Raw genomic sequence first — 15,656 nt, 5'->3', positions numbered from 1 at the left:
CTGCTAACGATCTATTCACCACACAAAGTGAGGCAGACCCCTTTATATCGAGACATTGCCCCCTGAAATCGCGGCGCTGCCGTGGCTTGCCGTCATGGCGACATGGTTCGGGACGGGCCTTGTCGAGCCGTTTCAGGGCTTTCTCGCCGCGCTGAGCATCGTGCCGCTCCTGTGGCTAACCACGGTGCGCGGACGGCGGACCGTCCCGCTGGCCGTGTTCGTACCCGTCGCCGCTCTGGCGGTAATCTCCGGCGGGGTCTGGTTTTCCCTGACCGGCGTTGCCGACGACGGCAGGATCGTCATCGATGAAGTAGCAGGCATGTTCGTGGCCGCGCTTGGCGGCTGGAAAAGCCTGCGCTGGACGCTCGTAATCGTGCCGATCTACAGCTTCATTGACCGCATCAAGCCGTGGCCGCTTTCGCAGGTGGAGCTGTTTCGAAAGGCTGATGTCGGCGTTCTGCTCGATGACTGTGCGGCCGGGCTGGCGGTCGCGCTCGCCGTGCTTCTTATCCGCGCCGCCCTCCGGCGCGCGGGCTCCTAAGGCCCTTCTTAGCCCTTGTAGGCAACCAGAACCGCGCCCGCCGCGATCAGGGCAACCCCCGCCCAGTTCGGCAGGGAAAGGTGCTCGCCAAGGAAGATCACACCGAATATCGCGACGAGAACGACGCTCAGCTTGTCGATCGGCGCGACCCGCGCCGCATCTCCCAGCTTGAGCGCGCGGAAATAACAAATCCATGAGCCGCCCGTCGCCATGCCGGACAGGATCAGAAATGTATAGCTCCGGCCGGAGATCGAACTGAGCGCCTGGAATTGCCGCGTGACCGCCAGTATCGCAGCCAGCACGGCCAGAATGACGATCGTACGGATGAAGGTGGCGAAGTCGGAGCCGACATTTTCGACGCCGATCTTTGCGAAGATAGCCGTCAGCGCGGCAAAGGCGGCCGAGGCCAGTGCCCAGAACTGCCAGGACAGAAGGATCGGTTTCATGGAACGTCCTCAGCTCAGATTGCGGATGATGAACAGCCCGGCGAACAGGCCGGAGATCGCAAGGATGACCGACACGGCAGCGTACAGCGCAGCAGTCCAGAGCTGCCCGCGCTCATGGAGCAGCGCCACATCGAGCGAGAATGTCGAGAACGTCGTGAAGCCCCCGAGGATACCGGTCGTCAGGAACAATCGCCAGCTCTGGCCGAGGTCCGCTTTATGAGAGAACCAGCCGAGCAGCAGGCCCATGATGAGCGAGCCGGCGATATTGACGATCAGCGTCCCGGCAGGGAAACCGGTGCCGAGCAGGCGCAGAGCCAAAAGGTTGACGCCGTGACGGGCCGCCCCGCCGATGCCGGCACCTAAAAAGACAGTCAGAAAAGCATTCATAATCACCCCGCTTGTTGTTCAGCAGGGCGCAGACGGGTTGCGATAAGGGGAGAATAGCACCTACCGCGCCGAAAGCGCCCGGTAGGAGTCATCAGCCTCGCGGCGGTTATCGGGGGAACCCCATCCCCATCAAGCTAAGAGAATAGCAGGATTTTCGCGCTTCTGTCACCGCGCAAAAGGTTCGGTTTTGCGCGGGCGATCGAAAAGGCGTTCAGCTCCTTTCCTGCGCGTTGCTCTATCGCAGAAGTCCCCGCTTTTTGCACTATCGCGCCGGCGCGGCCACCGTGATCGTGCAGTGCTGATCTTCACTGGCGGTGCGCGCGGCCTCGGCGCACCGGCCGATCGCCTCGGCGTTGTCGCGCGTGAGCTGCGAGGCGTCGACCACGCTGCGCCAGCCGTCGGGGTCGGCCGTCTGCATTATAGTGACGCCGGCATTCCATCGGTCCTGCCCCATGACGATCGCCGCAACATGGGTGTCGGCCGCAAACGGCAGGATACGCGGCAAGAGCAGAACCAAGAGCGCGCCGGTGACCAGGCCGATCGCGCCGACGATCCACATGCGCAAGTCCTGCGAACGCCGGTCGTAGGCGCTCCTGGTGTAGGCGGCCAGGTTGATAGCCTCGCGCCCGAGATCGCGGCCCGTGTTCTCGAGCTGCTGCGCGGCCGTTCTCACCAAGCTTTCCCCGCTGCGCTCGAGCGCTCGAGCATAGTGCTCTGGTCCCTGCCGAAGAATCGGCGATTGCTCGACGGCCTCAAGCCGTTCCGCGACAAGGGCGAGCTGCTGGACGATGCGGCCGAGATCGGGACCGTAATCGGCCGGCTGCTGGAATTTCTCGAACTGGTCGAACGCCGCTTCCACGCCGCGCCGGATGACGGTCATTTCCGCGCCGAGCTGCGCGCCCTGGGTCTCGATCTTGCGCCGCAAGGCGTCGAAGGCCTGCGCGGGATCGCCAGCCTGGTCGTGATCTTCCTGCTCGAATCCTTCCCTGTCGTCGTCCGTCATGCCGTCTCCTATCGCTCAAGCCCGAGACTGCGGCCGCGCGTAAGCTGCCGCTCCATCTCGCGGGCGATATTCTGTTCCTGCCTGACATGGCTGATGCCGAGTTCCTGGCTCCGGCTGCGCACAATGGATTCCGCCTGCGGATCGCGTTCGAGCGCGCCGGCCATTGTCCGCATCTGGCCTTCGACCTTGCCGCGCGCCTCGTCGTGCTGCCAGCCATGCAAACGCTGTCGCTCGCCGTCGAGCTGCTGCCAATGCTGCACGAAGCGGTCGGCCCTGACGGTCGGGTCCGCCTGCATCGCGCGTTCCCGATCCATGCCGGCCACAAGCTGGCCGACGCGCTCGCGGCCGGAAAGCTCCGTCATGGCGTGCGCTGTCTCCGGATCGTGACGCATGGCCGATACCATGAGCCGGGCTGATCCCGACCGCACCTGGTCGAGCTGCTGGCCGGCCTTCTGCAATTCGGCTTTCTGGCTGTCGAGAACGGGAAGTCCGTCGCGTTCCATACGCTCGGCCGCCGACCAGGCGCGGGCGAAGCGGTCAACCGAACGCTCGAACTCGGATGGCTGCCGCAAGCGATCGGCCGGCCTCTCCTGTCCGGACTTGGCTTGCGCCGGCGCCTCCCGAGCAGAAGCGGAGGGGGGGCGCAAGCTCCCTTCCCTTTCCGGCCTTGCATCCGCTGATGCCTCGCGCGGTCCCTGAGCGGCCCCACGATCAACATTGAGTTGCAACCCGGCGAACATGCCATGCTGGCGCTGCTCGGCCCTCTGCGGCCGCTCCTGGGCCGTCTCGGCCCCATCGCGCGGCTGGCGGCCCTCGGCCGCCACGCCGCGATCGAGTTTGAGGCCGGCAAACCGGCTCCGGCGCTGCCGATCGGGGGCGAGATCCTCGGCGCGGTTTTCCCGCGCGAGATCCTCGCCCCCTTTTTCAGATTCCATGCTCGGCCGCTGCGCCTGGCGCTCCATCCGGACATGCGTCCGATCGCGCGGAATCTCGATCTCGCTGCTAATACCCGGCTGTTCCGCGACCCCGCGCCGCTCGGAAAAGTCGCGGGCGTAGTCGAGTGTCGTTTCCTTCACGCCGGCACGACTGAGCCGCGACGAAAGCGCCTTGCCATCCTTGAACTCGTCGCGGCCGGCATAGAGCTGCGCGCCGTCGCGATGCCGCGTCATGGCGACATAGGTCAAATGCCTGTCCATCGTGCCCGACGACAGCACAAAACTCCGATCGACCGTCGCGCCCTGGTTCTTGTGAATGGTGGTCGCATAGCCGTGGTCGATCGCCTGATAATCCTTCATCGTCACCGATATGGCGCGCGCGCCATCCTCCCCGCTGCGCGCCGCGCCGTCGAGGCGGGCGAGGATGCGGCCCGCCTCGACGGTCTCCACGGTGCCGAGCATCCCGTTCTTCACGCCAAGGTCCCGGTCGTTTTGCAGGAACACGATGCGGTCGCCCGGCGCGAACGCCCGTTTGCCGTCATTGGTCTGGTATGTCAGTTCTCGCCCCAAATGGCCTTGGTCTTCCTGGCCCCGCGCCAGCTCGCCCCGCTCCTGCAGGGTGGTCCTGATCTCGGCATTGATGGCGCGCACATCCGCGCGACGATGCGCCATGGCAACGCGGCTTCCCTCCGGACGCTGCTCGCGATCGGCAAGGTAATCGCGCACGATCTCGCCCCGCGCACCCTCGCGGCTGTCGTTGAAGCGGATAGCGCCATGCCGCTCATAGGCGGCCAGGCCCTCGCCCGTCTTGTGGGTGGCGAACGAAACGGAGGCCTCCCGCTGCCAGTCCACGCGCTGCCGGCGAATTTCGGAAAGCTCGGCATGGCCGATCTGTTCGGCAATCGCCCTGAACGGCGCGCCGGCCCCGATCGCCTGCAACTGCTCATGGTCGCCTACCAGCACGATTTTCGCGCCGACCTTTTCCGCTTCCCCGACGAACCGGGCGAGCTGCCGGCTCCCGACCATGCCCGCCTCGTCGATCACGAACACGTCGCCGCGGCCAAGGGTGCCGCGGTCGTTTTGCCAACCGTAATCCCACGACGCCAGCGTGCGGCTCGCAATACCGGACGATTCCTCAAGTCCCTCGGCCGCCTTGCCCGACAAGGCCGCGCCGTGAACCTGATAGCCCTGCGCCTCCCATGCCTCGCGCGCCGCCGCGAGCATGGTGGATTTGCCAGCGCCGGCATAACCGACAACGGCCGCAATCCGCTCCGGTCCGGTAATGTGCTCGATCGCGTGCCGCTGCTCGTCACTGAGCCGCGCCGTTTCGATCTGGCGCTCGCGCTCGCCGGCGTCCAGCTCCCCCCGCTCAACCTTCCCGGCCGTGTCACTGGCAACACTCGACCGGATCGCCTCATCCTGCCGCCCGATCGCGTGCTCGACATGCCGGCGATCGACGCCATGCGTCCGCGCCACGTTCAACCGCTCGGCCGACGTCGCCATGCCGGATTCGATCTCCACCAGTTCACGGGTCGAATACCGGGCAAGCTCGGTCCCGGCCGGCGCGTTCATCTTTTCCGCTTGCAGCTCGACTAGGGCCGGCGACGCCATGACGGCCGCAAAAGCGTTCCGGAAGGCCTGCGCGTCGTCGTTGATGTAGCGGTGCAGCGTCCGCGCAACGTCATGCCGATCGAACACGCTCTTTTCGTTTGTGATGAGCGTCAGCACCTGCTCGGGCTTCTCCCGGATGAGGTCCGCGTTGCGCTGTGCCGCTTCTTCGTCCAGCCGCGTGCGCGACACGTCGACGCCGCGCCGCTCCATCTGGGTGGCATGGACGCCCATGTGCTCGGTCGGCACAATCTCAAGCCCGCGCTCAAGGTGCGACCGATGGTCAACCCTGATATCAAGGCCGGCCATCGCCAGATGCTCGTTCGCATGTTGCTGCCACGATTGCCGGATATCGCGGAGCTGCATTTGCGTGGTTGGTAGCCCCTCATTCAGCAGACGGACATTCTTCCACTCAATATGCGTTTTCTCGCCAAGCCCTTCCTCTGTGACCTGGCGCGTGGTCATCAAAAGGTGCGCGTGATGGTTCCGAACGTCACTTGCCGAATGCGGCGCATGGATCGCAAAATCGACCGCCCCGCCATAGCGGTTCGCTAGGTCCTGAGCGAATGCCCGCGTCAGCTCCAGCCGCTGTTCGGCTGTCAGCTCGTGCGGTAGCCCGATCTCGATTTCACGAGCGACACGCGCGTCCTTCCGACTTTCGGCAAACTCCGCTGCGTTCCAGAGCGCCTGACGGTCCTTTGCCCATTCCGCATTCACACCCTCGGGCAATACGATTTCCACATGCTCGACGCCCTGCTTGCGGCTGAAGTCATGCGTGAGGCCATCGCGTTCGTTCGTCAGGCGCTCGCCGGCACGATAGGCGGCCGACGCAACGGCGCTTCTGCCGCTGCTCCGCGATATCGGCTTCATGCTTGCATGATAGATCGCCAAACGCCGCCTGCCCTTCTCCGATCCGCGATCGGTGCAACTGACTTTCGCAGCAAGTCGTAAGTGCGCCCTTTATAATTCAATCGCTTCGCTCTTTCATATCTCGGTGTGGCGCTGCGGCAAGGTCGATGCAAACCGATTGACGCCGAGACTACATCATAGGCCGGTGAAATTTTCAAGAACGCTACCAGATCAAAGCCTCCCAATCCTTGAGCGTCTGGCCCGTTCGTATAGTCTGCGCGCTCCCATCGGAAGGAGATGAGACCCATGGCGCGAAAAACTATCGAGGAACGGCTTGCGCAACTGGAAGCGCAGAAAAAGACGCTTCAAGCGCGGCTGAACAAACAGGAGCGCGCCAGGGATACAAGGCGCAAGGTGCTGCTCGGTGCGCTTGTGCTCCATCGCCTTGAACATGGCAAGGATGAGTTATCGCGCGCCCTGCCCGACTGGCTGCGCCGCGAACTGCCCGGCTTCCTCACCCGCGACATGGACAAGGAGCTGTTTGACGATCTGCTCGCCCCTGACGGCGATGCAGCCAGGCGAACGGAGAGCGGCGAATGAACCAGGCGACACTTGCATGGACGGCGTTCAAAAACATGATGCGTCAGGCCGCCCGTGATCCGGTGTGGGCCTTCGTCGCCCTCATCATCTCGCCCTTTCGCGGCGGCCTCTACCTGCTCAAGGTTGGGTTTTTCATCGGCCTGGTCGCCCTCGCGCTCGTCGGTTTGCTGCATCTCGCCATACCGCAAGACTGGATCGTCGCTCGTTGGGCGGCGCGCCGGCACATTCCTGTCGAACGCCGGCGTCCTACAGGTCTTCGGCGTCAACGATCACGATAGCGCCCGCCTCGTCTCCGATCTGCTCGGGCAAGAGACGGTCGTGTTCCAGACCATGAGCCGCGCCCTCGATGCCGAAAAGACCGGCATCACCTACGGCGAGCAACACACCGCCCGCCCGCTGCTGACCCCGGATGAGGTCCGCAACCTGCCGCAAAATCTCGAACTGCTGTTCCTGGCCGGGCAACGGCCCATCGTCGCCGGCAAGCTCGCCTATTACGCCGATTCCGAGTTCCGGGGGCTGTTCGACCAGGCATGAAAGATGAAACCATGACCGACAGCGATGCGCCCGAATGGCCCGATCCCGGCGACAGGACCCATGCCGTCGAACAAGCCAAGCGGCTCCGCAACCAGGTCAACGAGGGCGGGTTGCGGTTTGAAGCCTATTTGCCGCCGTCTCTGGCCCTGTGGCTGCTCGACCTGATCGAACAGGGCAAGTTCCTTGATCCGTCCGAAGGCGTGTTCGTGATCCTGGGCAAACATAAGGAGCTGGAACCCCATGCCGATCTGCGCCGGGAACTGCTCAAGCGCAGCATACAGGCGGCGGCCGATGATCCCCGGCCGGGTATTTCGGGCAAGGAAATGAAAGCACGGTTGCGCGAGAAGTTCAAAACCCCCCTGCCCGAGCCGGCCAGATGGGAAAAGCGGTCCCGGCGCTGACGCACCGGGGCTTCTCTCTTGCGGCCCTCCGGTCACTTCGGCGCTATGTGGGAGCGCGTTCCCTCCGGGCCGGTCGCCGCTTCCGCCGCTCGGCACAATGCTAGCCCCCGGCCGGCCGGCTCTATCAAATCGGGCCGTAGGGACGGCCGGGGGCGGAAAATTACATGCTTACAGGAAAGCATGTTGCCCTGCCCTACTTCGGCGCTTCGATCGGTCGGACCTTCTCGCCAAGGTGCCGGGCCATGATCTGCTCATAGGTCGCCGCGTCCATAAGCCCGAGGCGGCGCTGTGCGCCCGCCATTTCCGCGATCTAGCGGGCGAGGCAGCGGCTCCGCATGGTTGTCACGCTCCCGCTAGTGTTCTGGCGCGTCGTCATCTTGAAAATTCGCCTCGTAGTCCTGGCCGCCGTAATAGACGCCGATGATATTCACGGTGTCGTCCGCTACCTCAAACAATATCGTCACACGCCGGCGAAACCCAAGTGTTCGCAAGCCCGGTCGAAGATCGTCGCGCCGCGTGCCTCGGTGCGGAAAGGTTTGCAGATTCTCGCAATAGTCCACGATGGAATCGACATATCGCGCCGCTATTGCGGGCGACGCTGCCCCGGAAATATCGACTTCTAGCTTGTCGAGCTGGTCGAGAGCTTCCGGGGTGAAGTGAACCGTATGGGTCACGCTGAGGCGGGCCGCTTGCGCTTTTCGGCAAGGTGCTGGCGCACCTCGCCGACGCTGAGCGCCCGGCTAGGATCGGCTTTCAGCTTGTCGTAGGCGGCAACGCCTTCCGTGCGCAGCCAGCTTTCAAGGGCCTTGTCGCGCGCCTGCAAGGCCCGCAGGCCGTCGCGAATAACCTCGCTGTCGCTGGCATATTCGCCCGACGAAACCTTGCTCTTGACCATCTGTGCCATTTCGTTCGGCAACGTGACGCTCAACTGTTGTGTGCTGCGCATGGGAATCTCCCGCGTTGGATCGTGCTCAATAGGACTAAACACTATCACATATAAACCCGATCGGGAACGCTACAACGGTCGGGGACTTGCATGATTACATGATTGCATGTAAACATGACGCCTTGGCAACTACTCCCCATCCTCGCGGACTAACGGATAATTGTATTTGGCGAAAAGCAGATTCAGCGCCTCGGCAACAAGCCGCTCCTTCGAAATCTTCTTCCCCTTCTCATCCCTGCTGCGAAAACTGAGTTCGTCCAGCGTCTCCCAATAGGCGGGTGGCAGGAAATGCGTTCTGCCGAGCTTGTTAACACGCGAGGGCGCAACATAGCTCCCGGCCGGCTGCGAAGCTGGTGCGCTCCCTTGCGGCTCTGACGGGGCCTCCGGCGCGGATGCGGGTTGCTCTGCGGTCTTGATCGCAGCGGCGAGAAGCGAAGGCTTGCGGCTCATGCTTTCATCCTTTCATGATTTCCTGTAATCATGCTTGCCTGGTCTAAAAGGAACGTGAACAGGCCGGCGACTTCCTGGGCCGCACGGCCATGCGGTTCCAGCTCCTGCGGCGTCTGCCCCAAGGCCGGGGCGTCCTCATAGGTTTTCAGCCGCGACACATGGATGGGGGCAACCTTCACGTTGAAGCTCGCGGCAATCGCGGCGGCATCGTCAACCGCCCTGCCCCCGGCGTTCGGATGCACCAGATTGAGCACAACGAACGTTGGCGGACTGCCGGCCATGTCGAGAAGCCGCTTTAGCGGCTCCAAAGTTTCAATCGAAAATATCTGCGCCTGCGACGGGACCAGCACTATATCGGCGTGCTTGGCCGCCTCGACCGAGGCGCTTTCCATCTTGCCGGGCGTGTCGATGAACACCCAATCCATGCCAAGGCCGCGATAGGCGTCCAGCGAGCGCCGGATAGCGCCGGGCTGAATCGAGGCAACGTCCGGGCCGTCGCCCTTGCGCCGGTCGAACCAGTTGACGGCGTTTGTCTGTGGGTCGAGATCGAGCAAGGCCGATTTCTTCCCGGCCAGGTGAGCCGCGACCGCAAGCGCCGTCGCGATCGTCGTCTTGCCGGTCCCGCCCTTCTGCGTGCAGAACGCCACTGTTATCATGATTGCATCCTTTCATGAAATAAAGGCTACATGCTTTCTCTAATACATAAAAGCATGTTTTCATGTCGGAAAGGTTAACTACTCCGCTTCCTCAGCGGCCGGCATCGGCTCGTCGCACTCGCCACACATCAGGCAGACACCGGGCTTCGCCCAGGCGTTCAACTCACATGACGGGCAGGTGTAACGGGTCTTGCTGGCCGACTTCGCCATGCGCGCCTGAGGCCTATTTCAGGCTTACATGCAAGCATGTTTACATAATTTCATGTTTCGCACTACCCGTGCCGCCCTCTTTCTCTCGAAAGCCCATGCGGCGTTGGCCGCAGGCGCGAGCGTTGCGGTTTTGCTGTGAGGTGTCCGCTTCCCGATCCGCCCTATGAGCGGATCGGGACCGCCGCAGGGCCGCGAGAGCGGCCCGAACAGCGGCGACCGCTTATGTTTTCACATAGAGAATAGAATTAGAGGGGGATTCAGTCTGGTTATCGGACTCACGTTTCATCAAGCCTTTAGCAATGCTAACAAGAGCTTTCCCGAGTGGCCCGTCGCCTGCGTCGAGCTGCGTCCGCTCATCGAGGGGTAGCGCCTTCCTGTAGGCGTCGATTGCCTCGGCCCAGGTCCGTTGATCCTGACCATGATCGGCAGGCGGGGGCGGGGCCTTGCCGAACCGGCCAAGGAACTGCCGGGCCTTTTCCGGCAGGGACAGGCGATAGGCGTTGCTCGCCTGCTGGACCTGTGGGCCGCGCCCCTCGTTCCCGGTCGGCTCGTAGCGCCGCAGCCAGTCGATGAAGCCATGCGCCCGCAGGTTCTTCAGCGCCCGCACGATCGTATCCCGCGACCGGCCCAAACGGTCCATGATCGTGGTGATTGACGGCTCTAGCCGGCCGGTGCGGAAGTCGATCAGGTTGACGAACAGCCGCAGCACGTCGAGCGCCACCGATCCGAGGGGGCCGCTGCGCTCGCCCTTTTCGTGCAAGCCGGCCTCGTTGTAGATTTCGGCCGCCTTCAAGATCGCCTGCACGTCCTTGCGCGTCGTCGCCTGCCAGATACGGCCCTCCGATCGCCCCTTGAAATAGCTGCGCCGGCGAACCGGCGTCGGGCAGCGCTGGGCCGGGGGAGGGAAGACCAGGCTAAGCGCCGTCTGCCGCGATCCCTGCAAGGTGCCTCGGCGCTCATGGGCGAGCGCGGAAAGCTGCCCGGCCTCGTCATCGCTGAGCTGGCCCGATCCGTGCCGCGTCCAAACCTCCCGCATGATTTCATCAAGCGCGTGCCCGCGCGCGCAGCCAATCGCGGCCGCGATTGGCGTCCTCAACATATGCCCTTCGTCCTTCCATTTGGAGGACATGACGGCGTTGGACGGCGGACACAGCTTCCCCGCTTTCGCAAGAATCAATCTTGCGAATTGGAGGGCTATAGCGTAGATAAGGGGAGAGTGAGCGGACCCATGACCTACGGTGTGTCTGACGGCCTATAAAACGCTCGACCGCGCCAACGGTCGGGCGTTTTGCCGTTATGCCCCTTGCTGCTTCTCGAAATAAAACCTCAAGGCTTCCTCGATGATCGGCGCGCGGGATTGCGCGCCCTTTTGCTGCTTGGCCCGGTCCAACTGTGCAACCAGTTCGCCCGGCAGGTCGGCCCATACGCGCGCCATGCCAGCAGCTTCACGCCGCGCACGCATGGCGGCGACACGTTCACGGGCTGGAATGGCTGTAGGGCTACGACTCATACAGTAAGTGGTAACGCCGAAATTGCTGATTCTGCAAGCTCTTGAATCCGGACCGCTAAAATCAGAGGTTGGTCGGCCGCTGACTAACAGCGGGCAAACATGATTTCTCGCAGCATGTAATCATGCTTCCTCACTTCGCCGTCACGGTATCAAGCGCCCGGTAGAGGGTCGCACGATGCACGCCTAGAAGCCGGGCAACCGCCGCGACAGGCTTCTTGTCATCGTGGATGAGCTGGCGAGCGTGCGCGATCTGCTCGGCCGACAGGGAAGGGGAGGGACCGAACCGCACGCCTCGGGCCTTCGCCGCGACCCGGCCGGCGTCGTCGTGTCGGCCCACGGCTCTGCCAGCGAGCGCAGGTCAGCGCCGGCCTCGTTGATCCGCTCCGCGATCGCCAGAAGGGGCTCCGTGGGAATCTCTGCAATAATACCCGCTAAGAGATTTTTCGTGTGACGGAAAACAGATGATTTCCGCGCAGCGGTTCGGCGCGTCGAAATCGACGGGGTGACCGGGCAATTATTTACGCGACAAACCCTGTCGGAATGTGAAACTGTGCGGCAACTCCTAGTTTGAGGTTTGTCGTACATGTTGATTGGTTACATGCGGGTATCGAGCAGTGATGAGCGGCAGTCGGTTGCCTTGCAGCGCGACGCCCTGCTTGCGGCCGGGGTCGATCAGCGTCACCTGCATCAGGATCGTGCTTCGGGCGCGCGCGACGATCGGCCGGGGCTGAAGGCTTGCCTCGCAGAATTGTGCGAAGGTGACGTCCTAGTCGTTTGGAAGCTCGACCGTCTGGGCCGGTCACTTTCCCACCTGATCCGGATCGTCGAGGATCTAAAGATACGCGGGGTCGCCTTCCGCTCGTTGACGGAAGCGATCGATACGACGAATTCGCACGGCGCATTCCTGTTCAACCTGTTTGGCACGCTTGCCGAATACGAGAGAGTGCTGATCACGGAGCGGGTCAACGCTGGTCTGGCGGCGGCACGCCGGCGCGGTCGCAAGGGCGGCAGGCCACCGACGATCGACACCGAAAAGGTCGAGCAGATTCTGGCGGCGCTGGAAGCCGGCGCCAGCAAGGCGTCGGTGTGTCGGACATTCAAGGTGCCGCGCTCGACGCTCATCGACACATTGCGGCGAACAGGATGGACCGGACCGGGCAAAGAAGATGAGCCTGCTCCCCCAGTTTGAGAGCGGGTGTGACCGATGGCCTTCCTCGACGCGCAGTCGCGCACCGTTCTGTTCGACCCAGGGCATCGATATTCCCGCCGAGTTGCTCTCCCAGGTCGCACCGCTTCCCTGGGCTCATATCGCACTCACCGGCGACTATCTCTGGAACGAAATTGACCGACCCCTCGAACGCTTCAGGCCGATCCGCGCTAACCGTTTCAATCCAAACAACTTCGCTTTCCCTTAGCGGGTATTATTGCAGAAATGCCCACGGAACCCCTTAATCTGGGCATACATCGCCTCGACTGCATGGGCGATCGCGTTCAAGCCCGACATTACCGAGACTGGAGTGGGCAAATCTCGGGTATTCGATACATCATACAGGACGGTCGCTGGTAGAATGGCCCGGTTGCGGTGCGTCTGTTTCTTGCCCTGGCTGGTTTCGCCGAGGATGGAGGTCATCTCCGAGCCCGAATAGGTGGTGGGGATCGCAAGATGTGGCAGGCCCGTGCGTAGGCTCAATGCCTTGCCGAGACCGATCGATGAGCCGCCTCCGAATGAGACGAAACCATCCGCTCTAACGGATCGTGCATAACGAAGTGCATCTTCAGTCACATTGACAGGAGTGTGGACCTCCGCCCCATCGTACAGGCCGGCGATGGCGAAGGGCGAAGAATCCGGAAACGAGGTCCATTTCGCGGCACCTCGGCGTGTCGTCACCAGAAGTGGGGCGCACACGCCGAGCGAAGCAGTCTCGGCCGCCAGCACGTCGAGGCCGACGACGCCAAAAACCACCCGTGGGATGGCGCTATCGAATGTAAATGACTGGAGCATTTGGATATCCGTTTCAGTCTCGGGTTAAACCCGCAAATTTTCGCGGCCTCCGCGCCCTTAGCGCGCCGGTCGATGCGCGCGTACCAGTCCCAGTCCGAGAGGTGGCCGCCACGGGCTCGGCGATCGTCGGAGCTTCATCGGCCAACGCCGTCACGAGTTTGGTGAGAAGCCGTACAATCTCTTTTCGCTCCCTCTGGTCGAGAGCGGCAAGAAGGCGCTCGGAGACGTTGAGAGCCGCCGCGTTTGCAGGCTTGAGCAAATCCCGGCCGCGCGAGGTTAGCGCGACGATTCGTCGCCGGCCGTCTTTCGGGTCGAGCTTTCTCTGCAGTAAGCCGCGCGCTTCGAGACGGCCGACGACTTGCCCGACAGTCGCACGGTCGATGCCGAGCGCTTTGCCGAGGGTGATCTGATCGAGTGCGCCCCATCGTCCGAGCGCCAGCAGGTGGACATGCTGAGGCGGCGTGAGGCCAATCTTCGCGGTTTCTTGCTCGGCGAGACTCATCAGGATCTGGTTCGCGCGTCGTACCAGAAAGCCCGGTCGTTCATGAAGATCGGGCGGAGAGTGGCGGAGTTTGACAGGGGCTTTGCTCATGGCTTGCCATCTTATATCATAGTATGATACTTACAAACAACGCTTGGGAGAGAGATGCTGATCTGATGGACACCGAAGTTGTAATAAGGGACTGTCTCGGACCTCCGGCGAGGGTATCTCGCCCGACGTGGTCGTTGCCCGCAGGCAGCTGGGATACTCATTTCCACGTTCTCGGGCCGCAGAATAGGGGCCTGTTTCGATGCCGAGGCAGGTATCTATGCCTTCGATACCATCAAACCGGGGGCCGTGCGCGGGCGACTTGGAGATCATATGGCTCCCCACGTCAATCTCTGGATCGTGGCGCGCGGCATCAATATTGGTCTGCACACCCGCATGTATTTCGCGGATGAAGCGCCGGCCAACGCTGCCGATCCCGTGCTTCAAAGCATCGAATGGGAGGTCCGCCGGCAGACGCTCATCGCGCCGCGTCAGGCGCGAGACGACAAGGTAATCTACCCCTTCGACATCCATCTGCAGGGAGTAGCAGAAACCGTGTTTTTTGATCTGTGACCGGTTTCAAAATCCCCACCCCACTTATCGCCTTCGCAATGATGGCTCGACTCCAAGACCTGAGGAACGGCTCATGCCCGTGAAAATACGAACACAAGTTGGAATAATTGGCGCGGGGCCTGCCGGGCTCTTGCTGGCATATATGTTGAGAAGGGCGGGGATCGATTCGGTCATTCTCGAAAAGCGGAGCCGTTCCTACATTCTGGGTCGCGTTCGCGCCGGCGTTATGGAGCAGGCGACGCGCGATCTTCTGATCGAGCTGGGACTTGGTGATCGGCTTTGTCGCGACGGTCTGCTGCACAAGGGATTCGAGATTCGCTTCGCCAACGAACGGCGACGCATCGACCTTTCAGAACTGACGGGCGGAAAGGTTATTACGGTCTACGGACAGCAGGAAGTCGTCAAGGATCTTCTTGCCGCGCTCGAACAGGAGAACTATCCGCTGCACTTCGAGATCGACGATGTTCACCTTGAAGGCATAGACGAGGGAGCGCCATGCATACGCGGCCGCGGCGCCGAAGGACCGATCGAGATTAGTTGCGATTTTATTGCCGGCTGCGATGGCTTCTACGGAGTGTCGAGGGCCTCCATTCCCGACGGCGTCCTGTCGGTGCTATCTCGTGAATATCCCTTTGCCTGGCTGAGCATACTGGCCGAGGCGCCATCGGCATCGCACGAATTGATCTATGCGCATCACCAGCGCGGTGGCGCTATCTACTCGATGCGAAACAAGCGACTGAGTCGGCACAATCTTCAGTGTGATCCGGACGGAGCGGCGAAAAGCTGGCCCGCGGATAAGATATGGGACGAACTCGAAGTCCGGTTGAATGCCGATAACAGCGAGCGGCTTCCCCGCGGCCCGATCCTCGATCGTGTGATCACGCGGATGCGCAGCTTCGTTGTGGAGCCCATGCAGTACGGGTCATTGTTCCTCGCCGGAGATGCTGCCCATATTGTGCCCCCGACTGGAGCAAAGGGTATGAATCTGGCCGTCGCCGATATCAAATGCCTGGCAGCCGGTTTCATCGAGCACTATCGTGCCGGCCGGCGAGACAAACTGAACGCATATTCCACAATTTGTCTTGCGCGCATCTGGCGGGTTCAGCGGTTTAGCTGGTGGATGACCTCTATGTTCCATCGCTTCCCGGATCAGGACACGTTCACAGCTCATATGCAGATCGCCGAACTTGATCACGCGACGGGCTCGCAAGCCGCCGCGGCTTCGCTGGCCGAGAATTATGTCGGTTTGCCCCACAGCTGTTGAGGGCCTGTCGCAGGCAGGCCTTTGTCCAGACCGGCATTTGAAGGTACATCAATTAGGCGCGGCAGCCTGTACATTCGAGTCGAGGTTCAGTCCTTCAGTCTTTGTTCCGACGGTCGTTGGAAGTCGGGTGAGGATGCGACGAAACGGACAGACCCTCCCAGTAGAGCACAAGGGGCCTGTCGCAAATTTTCTTGGTTAACGGCCTGTTGACC

Annotated in this window: 19 protein-coding genes, 2 pseudogenes and 1 riboswitch; of the genes and pseudogenes, 8 read left to right on the top strand and 13 right to left on the bottom strand. The window is 62.3% G+C overall.

The window, feature by feature from the left end; translation table 11 throughout:
- The first annotated feature begins 55 nt into the window (after nucleotides 1-55).
- On the top strand, nucleotides 56-541 hold the full coding sequence (locus tag EP380_RS23150) for a phosphatidylglycerophosphatase A (protein ID WP_051796732.1): 486 nt from the start codon (nucleotides 56-58) through the stop codon (nucleotides 539-541).
- A gap of 8 nt (nucleotides 542-549) precedes the next feature.
- Here EP380_RS23150 and EP380_RS23145 read toward each other — a convergent pair whose 3' ends face one another.
- The 4 genes from EP380_RS23145 to traA form a co-directional block, all read right to left on the bottom strand.
- Nucleotides 550-987 (bottom strand): EamA family transporter, encoded by a 438-nt coding sequence (locus EP380_RS23145; protein WP_035228575.1) that lies wholly within the window; start codon nucleotides 985-987, stop codon nucleotides 550-552.
- 9 nt (nucleotides 988-996) lie between these two features.
- Nucleotides 997-1,374 carry a fluoride efflux transporter CrcB gene (gene crcB / locus EP380_RS23140; RefSeq protein WP_080723360.1) on the bottom strand — a complete coding sequence of 126 codons (378 nt, stop codon included), beginning with the start codon at nucleotides 1,372-1,374 and terminating at the stop codon, nucleotides 997-999.
- 75 nt (nucleotides 1,375-1,449) lie between these two features.
- Nucleotides 1,450-1,511, bottom strand: a riboswitch (Fluoride riboswitch).
- A 125-nt stretch (nucleotides 1,512-1,636) separates the two neighbouring features.
- Complete coding sequence (locus tag EP380_RS23135; protein ID WP_035228572.1) at nucleotides 1,637-2,377, bottom strand: DUF6118 family protein; 741 nt, start codon at nucleotides 2,375-2,377, stop codon at nucleotides 1,637-1,639.
- A gap of 8 nt (nucleotides 2,378-2,385) precedes the next feature.
- Complete coding sequence (gene traA / locus EP380_RS23130; RefSeq protein WP_035228570.1) at nucleotides 2,386-5,811, bottom strand: Ti-type conjugative transfer relaxase TraA; 3,426 nt, start codon at nucleotides 5,809-5,811, stop codon at nucleotides 2,386-2,388.
- 264 nt (nucleotides 5,812-6,075) lie between these two features.
- Here traA and EP380_RS23125 point away from each other — a divergent pair, with 264 nt between their 5' ends.
- From EP380_RS23125 to EP380_RS23115, 4 genes and pseudogenes are all read left to right on the top strand, one after another.
- Nucleotides 6,076-6,369 (top strand): hypothetical protein, encoded by a 294-nt coding sequence (locus EP380_RS23125; RefSeq protein ID WP_035228567.1) that lies wholly within the window; start codon nucleotides 6,076-6,078, stop codon nucleotides 6,367-6,369.
- On the top strand, nucleotides 6,366-6,647 hold the full coding sequence (locus EP380_RS23675; RefSeq protein WP_035228565.1) for a hypothetical protein: 282 nt from the start codon (nucleotides 6,366-6,368) through the stop codon (nucleotides 6,645-6,647). Before EP380_RS23125 ends, EP380_RS23675 begins: the two co-directional genes overlap by 4 nt.
- Nucleotides 6,577-6,903: pseudogene (locus EP380_RS23120) on the top strand (type IV secretory system conjugative DNA transfer family protein); the annotation flags it as partial. The gene EP380_RS23675 and the pseudogene EP380_RS23120, both read left to right, overlap by 71 nt.
- Nucleotides 6,904-6,914: 11 nt before the next feature.
- Complete coding sequence (locus tag EP380_RS23115) at nucleotides 6,915-7,304, top strand: hypothetical protein (RefSeq protein WP_035228590.1); 390 nt, start codon at nucleotides 6,915-6,917, stop codon at nucleotides 7,302-7,304.
- 353 nt (nucleotides 7,305-7,657) lie between these two features.
- Here the strand turns inward: EP380_RS23115 and EP380_RS23110 are convergent, their stop codons facing one another.
- The 7 genes from EP380_RS23110 to EP380_RS24105 form a co-directional block, all read right to left on the bottom strand.
- A complete protein-coding gene (locus EP380_RS23110; RefSeq protein ID WP_080723359.1) occupies nucleotides 7,658-7,978 on the bottom strand; it encodes a type II toxin-antitoxin system RelE/ParE family toxin in 321 nt (106 codons plus the stop codon).
- Nucleotides 7,975-8,250, bottom strand: coding sequence for a type II toxin-antitoxin system ParD family antitoxin (locus EP380_RS23105; RefSeq protein WP_035228560.1), 276 nt, complete (start codon nucleotides 8,248-8,250; stop codon nucleotides 7,975-7,977). The genes EP380_RS23110 and EP380_RS23105 overlap by 4 nt, the downstream gene beginning before the upstream one ends.
- A 129-nt stretch (nucleotides 8,251-8,379) precedes the next feature.
- Nucleotides 8,380-8,700: a chromosome partitioning protein ParB gene (locus tag EP380_RS23100; RefSeq protein ID WP_069710370.1), complete on the bottom strand. Its 321-nt coding sequence runs from the start codon at nucleotides 8,698-8,700 to the stop codon at nucleotides 8,380-8,382.
- The gene (locus EP380_RS23095) at nucleotides 8,697-9,356 is read right to left on the bottom strand and encodes a ParA family protein (RefSeq protein WP_035228558.1); all 660 of its coding nucleotides are present in this window, start codon (nucleotides 9,354-9,356) and stop codon (nucleotides 8,697-8,699) included. Before EP380_RS23095 ends, EP380_RS23100 begins: the two co-directional genes overlap by 4 nt.
- Before the next feature lie 430 nt (nucleotides 9,357-9,786).
- A complete protein-coding gene (locus EP380_RS23085) occupies nucleotides 9,787-10,695 on the bottom strand; it encodes a helix-turn-helix domain-containing protein (protein WP_476739148.1) in 909 nt (302 codons plus the stop codon).
- Nucleotides 10,696-10,860: 165 nt separating this feature from the next.
- Complete coding sequence (locus EP380_RS23080; protein WP_234906879.1) at nucleotides 10,861-11,001, bottom strand: ribbon-helix-helix protein, CopG family; 141 nt, start codon at nucleotides 10,999-11,001, stop codon at nucleotides 10,861-10,863.
- 205 nt (nucleotides 11,002-11,206) lie between these two features.
- Complete coding sequence (locus tag EP380_RS24105; RefSeq protein ID WP_202903112.1) at nucleotides 11,207-11,365, bottom strand: helix-turn-helix domain-containing protein; 159 nt, start codon at nucleotides 11,363-11,365, stop codon at nucleotides 11,207-11,209.
- A gap of 294 nt (nucleotides 11,366-11,659) precedes the next feature.
- Between EP380_RS24105 and EP380_RS23070 the strand changes: the two genes are divergently transcribed.
- Nucleotides 11,660-12,265 (top strand): recombinase family protein, encoded by a 606-nt coding sequence (locus EP380_RS23070; RefSeq protein WP_035228554.1) that lies wholly within the window; start codon nucleotides 11,660-11,662, stop codon nucleotides 12,263-12,265.
- Nucleotides 12,266-12,487: 222 nt separating this feature from the next.
- Here the strand turns inward: EP380_RS23070 and EP380_RS23060 are convergent, their stop codons facing one another.
- Both EP380_RS23060 and EP380_RS23055 read right to left on the bottom strand, forming a co-directional pair.
- Complete coding sequence (locus tag EP380_RS23060) at nucleotides 12,488-13,078, bottom strand: iron-containing alcohol dehydrogenase (protein WP_127601165.1); 591 nt, start codon at nucleotides 13,076-13,078, stop codon at nucleotides 12,488-12,490.
- A 13-nt stretch (nucleotides 13,079-13,091) separates the two neighbouring features.
- Complete coding sequence (locus EP380_RS23055) at nucleotides 13,092-13,670, bottom strand: MarR family winged helix-turn-helix transcriptional regulator (protein ID WP_024585210.1); 579 nt, start codon at nucleotides 13,668-13,670, stop codon at nucleotides 13,092-13,094.
- A 180-nt stretch (nucleotides 13,671-13,850) separates the two neighbouring features.
- On the opposite strand from EP380_RS23055, the pseudogene pcaG reads away from it, so the two are divergent.
- Nucleotides 13,851-14,180 (top strand): annotated as a pseudogene (gene pcaG, locus EP380_RS23050) (protocatechuate 3,4-dioxygenase subunit alpha); the annotation flags it as partial.
- 85 nt (nucleotides 14,181-14,265) lie between these two features.
- The gene (locus tag EP380_RS23045; RefSeq protein WP_127601170.1) at nucleotides 14,266-15,444 is read left to right on the top strand and encodes a 4-hydroxybenzoate 3-monooxygenase; all 1,179 of its coding nucleotides are present in this window, start codon (nucleotides 14,266-14,268) and stop codon (nucleotides 15,442-15,444) included.
- Nucleotides 15,445-15,656 lie beyond the last annotated feature (212 nt).

Source organism: Nitratireductor alexandrii (genome assembly GCF_004000215.1).
Taxonomy (GTDB): domain Bacteria; phylum Pseudomonadota; class Alphaproteobacteria; order Rhizobiales; family Rhizobiaceae; genus Mangrovimarina; species Mangrovimarina alexandrii.
Note: the sequence above shows the minus strand (reverse complement) of the source record. Positions and strands in the feature narration are given on the sequence as shown.

Coding starts and splice junctions, on each gene's coding strand:
- EP380_RS23100 (WP_069710370.1), bottom strand. CDS start 8,700: ATGAGCCGCAAGCCTTCGCTTCTCGCCGCTGCGATCAAGACCGCAGAG.
- EP380_RS23675 (WP_035228565.1), top strand. CDS start 6,366: ATGAACCAGGCGACACTTGCATGGACGGCGTTCAAAAACATGATGCGT.
- EP380_RS23105 (WP_035228560.1), bottom strand. CDS start 8,250: ATGCGCAGCACACAACAGTTGAGCGTCACGTTGCCGAACGAAATGGCA.
- EP380_RS23115 (WP_035228590.1), top strand. CDS start 6,915: ATGACCGACAGCGATGCGCCCGAATGGCCCGATCCCGGCGACAGGACC.
- EP380_RS23070 (WP_035228554.1), top strand. CDS start 11,660: ATGTTGATTGGTTACATGCGGGTATCGAGCAGTGATGAGCGGCAGTCG.
- EP380_RS23095 (WP_035228558.1), bottom strand. CDS start 9,356: ATGATAACAGTGGCGTTCTGCACGCAGAAGGGCGGGACCGGCAAGACG.
- EP380_RS23145 (WP_035228575.1), bottom strand. CDS start 987: ATGAAACCGATCCTTCTGTCCTGGCAGTTCTGGGCACTGGCCTCGGCC.
- EP380_RS23060 (WP_127601165.1), bottom strand. CDS start 13,078: ATGCTCCAGTCATTTACATTCGATAGCGCCATCCCACGGGTGGTTTTT.
- EP380_RS23055 (WP_024585210.1), bottom strand. CDS start 13,670: ATGAGCAAAGCCCCTGTCAAACTCCGCCACTCTCCGCCCGATCTTCAT.
- crcB (WP_080723360.1), bottom strand. CDS start 1,374: ATGAATGCTTTTCTGACTGTCTTTTTAGGTGCCGGCATCGGCGGGGCG.
- EP380_RS23085 (WP_476739148.1), bottom strand. CDS start 10,695: ATGTCCTCCAAATGGAAGGACGAAGGGCATATGTTGAGGACGCCAATC.
- EP380_RS23080 (WP_234906879.1), bottom strand. CDS start 11,001: ATGGCGCGCGTATGGGCCGACCTGCCGGGCGAACTGGTTGCACAGTTG.
- EP380_RS23125 (WP_035228567.1), top strand. CDS start 6,076: ATGGCGCGAAAAACTATCGAGGAACGGCTTGCGCAACTGGAAGCGCAG.
- EP380_RS23135 (WP_035228572.1), bottom strand. CDS start 2,377: ATGACGGACGACGACAGGGAAGGATTCGAGCAGGAAGATCACGACCAG.